General features: G+C 31.7%; 4 protein-coding genes. 3 read left to right on the plus strand and 1 reads right to left on the minus strand.

Features of this window, described 5'->3' with window-relative positions:
* Positions 1-90: 90 nt before the first annotated feature.
* Positions 91-1,347, minus strand: a complete 1,257-nt coding sequence (locus tag AC2FB1_RS10895; RefSeq protein WP_490675254.1) for a S1C family serine protease — start codon at positions 1,345-1,347, stop codon at positions 91-93.
* A gap of 167 nt (positions 1,348-1,514) precedes the next feature.
* On the opposite strand from AC2FB1_RS10895, the gene AC2FB1_RS10900 reads away from it, so the two are divergent.
* From AC2FB1_RS10900 to AC2FB1_RS10910, 3 genes are all read left to right on the plus strand, one after another.
* Positions 1,515-2,132 carry a lysophospholipid acyltransferase family protein gene (locus tag AC2FB1_RS10900; protein WP_490675255.1) on the plus strand — a complete coding sequence of 206 codons (618 nt, stop codon included), beginning with the start codon at positions 1,515-1,517 and terminating at the stop codon, positions 2,130-2,132.
* A gap of 353 nt (positions 2,133-2,485) precedes the next feature.
* Positions 2,486-3,946: an N-acetylglucosamine-specific PTS transporter subunit IIBC gene (gene nagE, locus AC2FB1_RS10905; protein ID WP_490675256.1), complete on the plus strand. Its 1,461-nt coding sequence runs from the start codon at positions 2,486-2,488 to the stop codon at positions 3,944-3,946.
* Between the two features lie 200 nt (positions 3,947-4,146).
* Positions 4,147-5,274, plus strand: a complete 1,128-nt coding sequence (locus AC2FB1_RS10910; protein ID WP_490675257.1) for an HAD family hydrolase — start codon at positions 4,147-4,149, stop codon at positions 5,272-5,274.
* Positions 5,275-5,374 lie beyond the last annotated feature (100 nt).

Raw genomic sequence — 5,374 nt, forward strand, 5'->3', positions numbered from 1 at the left:
TATTGTAAATAAAGAAGCCAGTAAATGAATTTATAATACACTCATTTACTGGCTATTTTGCTAGGAATTATGTCCCAATCTCTTTATATATTATCGAATAAATTGACTATTATTATCTTCAGAACTAAATGATTGAGTAGATGTTGATTTTTGATTTTTAAGAGTAACTGATACGTCTTGAGTTTTACCATCACGTATAACAGTCAACTTCACGGTTTCACCGGGTTTTTTATTTTGATATAAGTACGTTCTTAAATCTGTATCATCATCTACTTTTTTACTATCCACTTTAGTAATAATATCGCCAACTTTTAATTCACTAGAGTGGCTAACTTTTGCAACATATACACCAGTATCACGCTCAGTTTTCAATTCTTTTTTATAAGAATCTGGAATATCACTTAAGTTAAGTAACCCAATTCCAATTGAAGGACGTTCTACTTTACCATGTTTGACAAGTTGCTCGATTGTAACTCTTACTTCATTACTTGGGATGGCAAAACCAATACCTTCAACTTGGTCGGCAGCAATTTTCATTGAATTAATACCTACTAAATTACCATTAATATCCACTAATGCGCCACCAGAGTTACCAGGATTAATCGCTGCGTCTGTTTGTAGCACGTTTACTTTAGTTCCACCGGAAGTGGTATTAGACTCAATTGTGCGTTCATTTGCAGAAATAATACCTGATGTTACTGAGTTAGCAAATTCTAAACCAAGTGGGTTCCCCATTGCGAAAACACTATCGCCCGTTTGAACTTTCGAAGAGTTTGCGAATTTCATTGCTTTAATTCCTTTTTGAGAATCAATTTTTAAAACTGCAATATCAGAAACTGCATCTGTTCCTACAAGTTTAGCTTCTACTTGTTTACCATTATGTAATTGTACTTTGATTTGAGATGCACCATCAATAACGTGATTATTAGTGACAATATATGCAGAATTGTTGTTAATTTGATATATAACACCAGAACCGATACCCGCTTCTTGTGCTTTTGATGATTTACCTTGCAATAGATCATCAAAACTTGTTGCCTTTTGCATATTAATTACACCTACGATTGCAGGAGAGACATCTTTTATCATGGCATTTACTGATTTATATTTATCACTTTTACCATCTAATATATTGCCACCTTTATCATTTGTAGCTTGTTGGACTTGAGATCCACCACTATTTGAATCTTCTCCATTCATAAATCGATTAATTCCTAAAACAATTAGTGCACCTATGATACCAGCAAGTAAAGCAATAATAATAATTCTAAACCATGGAAATTTCGATTTAGGTGGACGTGAATGCTGATAATCACTGGATTGATAATATTGATTATATTCTGTCATATTAAACCTCCGTATATATCTTAACCATTATCTCAATTATGAAGAAAATAGTTGAATATTTCTAGTAAATAGCTATCAGACTTAAGATGTATCTTTTAAAATCTTGTTCACATGATAAGTTAATGATAAAATCGACTAAGTGTAGAAACTTAGAAGCAGGTGACAGAATGTATAAATTTATTAGTAGATTTTTAGACTTAATACTTGTAAAAATGGCTCGTTCATTACATGTTATAGGCAAAGAGAACATTCCTAAAGATAGTAAATATGTTGTGACATGTACCCATGAAAGTTACAATGAAGTAATTTTATTAGGATTAGCACTAATTCCAAATGAAATTCATTATATGGCTAAAAAAGAATTATTTAGTAATAAGTGGGGAGACAAGTTTTTAAGATCTTTAAATGCTTTTCCAGTAGATAGAGAAAACCCAGGACCTAGCACGTTAAAACAACCTGTTAAATTATTAAAAGATCATAAAACAGTAGGTATCTTCCCAACAGGTCATAGAACTTCAGTTGAAGGTGCACCTTTAAAGCGTGGAGCTGCAACGATTGCTATGCTTGGTAAAGCACCAATCTTACCAGCTGCTTATGTTGGACCAACTAAGTTACATGGTTTAGTCACTGGTCAAGCGATGATTAAATTTGGTAAACCTATTTATCAATCAGATATACCTAAAGATTTAAAACGTAATGAAAAAATTGATTTTTTAACTAAAGAAATTGAAAGACGTACAGCACAATTACAACATGAATTACATCTTATTCAAGAACGTCTTTAATAGATATTGATACCATTTTTCACCAAAGTCCTGAGACATATCTAATTGTCTCAGGACTTTTTAATATATTAGCATCGATTTTATATTTATTAATTATAAAAAAATTCACTTCAAAGTATTTATTTTTTAAGTCTGCTTTGAAGGGCGCATATCAATGAGTTGTCTCATATGTGGGTAGTCGATGACCGAATGAACAATGCGCTTGTATTAAGCTTTTTTCCTTTAGTCTTGGGGCTTCAACACGGATACTTTCATAAAAAATTATGTAGCGTAACCGCTTACAAATATGATAAATTATATAATGGATTAAATACATAAAAAAATGTTTTTTAATAAACAAAGGAGGATAAAAGATGTTTAAATTCTTTCAAAATCTTGGAAGATCATTAATGCTCCCTGTAGCTGTTTTGCCAGCAGGAGCCATAATAACTGGGATAGGCAACTTGCTAAATGCTCTTCATGTGCTTCCCACAGTAGCCATGTTCTTTTCAATTGTAGGTACAGCCATCTTAGATCAATTAGGGTTAATCTTTGCTATCGGTGTAGCTATTGGAATGGCTAAGAAGAACGATGGTGCGGTTGCTTTAGCAGGTGCGCTAGGGTATGCCATGGTAACGAAAGTATTAAATCCAGAAAATGTTGCTACACTATTTAATGTAAAAGAAAAAGCAGTGAACTTAGGTTTTACAAAAATGGATAATTCGAATGTTTTTCTTGGTATAATTATCGGGTTGATTGCAGCATATTCTTTTAATAAATTTAGTGAAGTTGAATTACCTGTGGCCTTGTCTTTTTTTAGTGGTAAACGATTAGTACCTATTATGACTGTATTTTTTAGTACTATATTAGCAGTTATACTATTATTTATTTGGCCTATAGTCTTTTCAGGAATTGTTGCATTTGGAGAATGGTTAGTAGGTTTTGGTTCATTTGGAGCATTTTTATATGGTGTCTTTAATCGACTACTTATTCCAACTGGTTTACATCATGCATTGAACGCAGTATTCTGGTTCGATACAGCTGGAATTAATGACATTGGTAAATTCCAAACGGGTAAAGATGCAGTAAAAGGCGTAACGGGACGTTACCAAGCAGGTTTTTTCCCAATTATGATGTTTGGTATACCAGCAGCAGCACTTGCGATGTATCACAGTGCTGAAACAAAACAACAAAAACAAGTATGGGGATGGTTCTTAGCAAGTGCTATATCAGCATTTGTAGTAGGAGTTACAGAACCAATTGAATTTGCATTTATGTTTGTTGCACCTGTTCTTTTTGTTATACATGCCTTATTAACAGGTCTTTCATTATTTATCGCATCTTTATTTCATTGGACTGCCGGATTCTCATTTAGTGCAGGGTTAATTGATTATGTTTTATCACTGATTAATCCAGTAGCTAATCATCCTTTAATGTTATTAGTTCAAGGCATTGTATTCTTTATTTTATATTATGTTATTTTTAGAGTCATGATTAAAGTATTGAATTTAAACACAATAGGCCGTGGTGATAACTTACTTGCCGATCCAGTAAAAGAAACAACGGCGACTAAAGATAAACCAAAAAGTGGAAAATACTACCAATCAGCGACACAGATATTAGAAGGTTTAGGTGGAGAATCTAATATTGATAGTCTAACAAATTGTGCTACACGACTTCGTTTAGAACTAAAAGATAATACGATAATTGATGAACAAAAAATTAGAAATGCTGGAGCTGTTGGAGTGACGAAAAATGGTCGTCATTCAGCACAAGTCATTATCGGTACACATGTTCAACAAGTAGCAGATGAAATTGAAAAACAAATGAAATAATATAATAGCAATATTATATTAATCAGACACTATCTGTCCAAATCACTTGTTACACTATAGTTCTATTGATAAATATGTTTTATATAAAAGAGCTAATGCTAGGTTTTAAGCATTGGCTCTATATTTTTACTACATTGACTTTATAGAAATGTCCGTTATGATTATAAATATCAGAATAATCAAAAAATGGAGAGATGTCGATGAAGTCAATTTTATTTGATGTGGATGGTGTGTTTTTAAGTGAAGAACGTTGCTTTGATGTATCTGCTTTAACAGTTGAAGAATTATTAAAGAGCAAATATTTTTTAGGTTTAGATAGCACTTGTAATTTTACTGAGATGAATAATAAATCAATTGAGAATATAAGAGAACAAGTATTTTTAAAAGATCAAATCTTGAATCAACTAAAATCTTTAGGTCTTAATTCTAACTGGGACATGTTATTTGTTGTATTTAGTATTCATTTAATCCATCTCTTGAAACAGCTAGATTCGAAAATAATTAGTCAAGTAACAAATGTAAAAACCTTTTCAGTTGAAAAACTACGTGAATTACAATCTTATATTGATCAATTTAAAGTTAATTATGCAGCGCCGTTAAAATTCATTCAAAATAGTCAAAGTGGTAAAGAGAATATTTATTTTGAATTGGAACGTTACGCAAAAGAACAATTAAATATTGAAAATGCTAAATTATTTAATTTAAAAAGTCCACTATGGAATTTAGCGAGAGCAGTATATCAAGAATGGTATTTAGGAACAACTTTATATGAAAAAGTAGAAAAACTTACTCCTTTGTCTATTCCTAAGTCTGGCTTTATTTATGAAGAAATTATCTTACGTCCTGTGGAAGAAATTAAAACATTATTAAATGATATAAAACAAGCAGGTTTTAACATTGCTATTGCAACTGGTAGACCAAGAACAGAAACTATTGTTCCATTCGAATCCTTTGGTCTGAAATCTTTTTTTAATGAAAAGCATATTGTCACAGCGAGTGAAGTATTGAAAGCTGAGTCAGTATTTCCAAAAGAAGGGCCACTAGGTAAACCTAATCCATTTAGTTATATTGCAACTCTTTATGGAAACAATAAGGGAGATTATTTGCACTATATTCAAAATCAAAAACATATTGTTAATAAGGATGATGTATTTATTGTTGGTGATTCATTAGCGGATTTATTATGTGCTAAAAAGATTGGGGCAACATTTATAGGTACTTTAACTGGTTTAAGTGGGGAAACAGCAAAAGAAGAGCTAGAGCAACATGGTGCTGACTATATTGTTAATCATATTTGTGACATTAGACATATTCTACTTAATAAATAATATAAAGAAAGGAACGCCGAATATTGGCACTGAACCCTTAAAATGGGAACTTAATAAAAACACTATGTTCTAGGCTGCTAATTCTCTGTATTTTACAGGG

The organism is Staphylococcus sp. CoH_129_LAB_1 (assembly GCF_058191515.1).

Excerpts from the sequence above, each read along its gene's own strand:
- AC2FB1_RS10895 (WP_490675254.1), bottom strand. The coding sequence starts at position 1,347 with ATGACAGAATATAATCAATATTATCAATCCAGTGATTATCAGCATTCA.
- AC2FB1_RS10900 (WP_490675255.1), top strand. The coding sequence starts at position 1,515 with ATGTATAAATTTATTAGTAGATTTTTAGACTTAATACTTGTAAAAATG.
- nagE (WP_490675256.1), top strand. The coding sequence starts at position 2,486 with ATGTTTAAATTCTTTCAAAATCTTGGAAGATCATTAATGCTCCCTGTA.
- AC2FB1_RS10910 (WP_490675257.1), top strand. The coding sequence starts at position 4,147 with ATGAAGTCAATTTTATTTGATGTGGATGGTGTGTTTTTAAGTGAAGAA.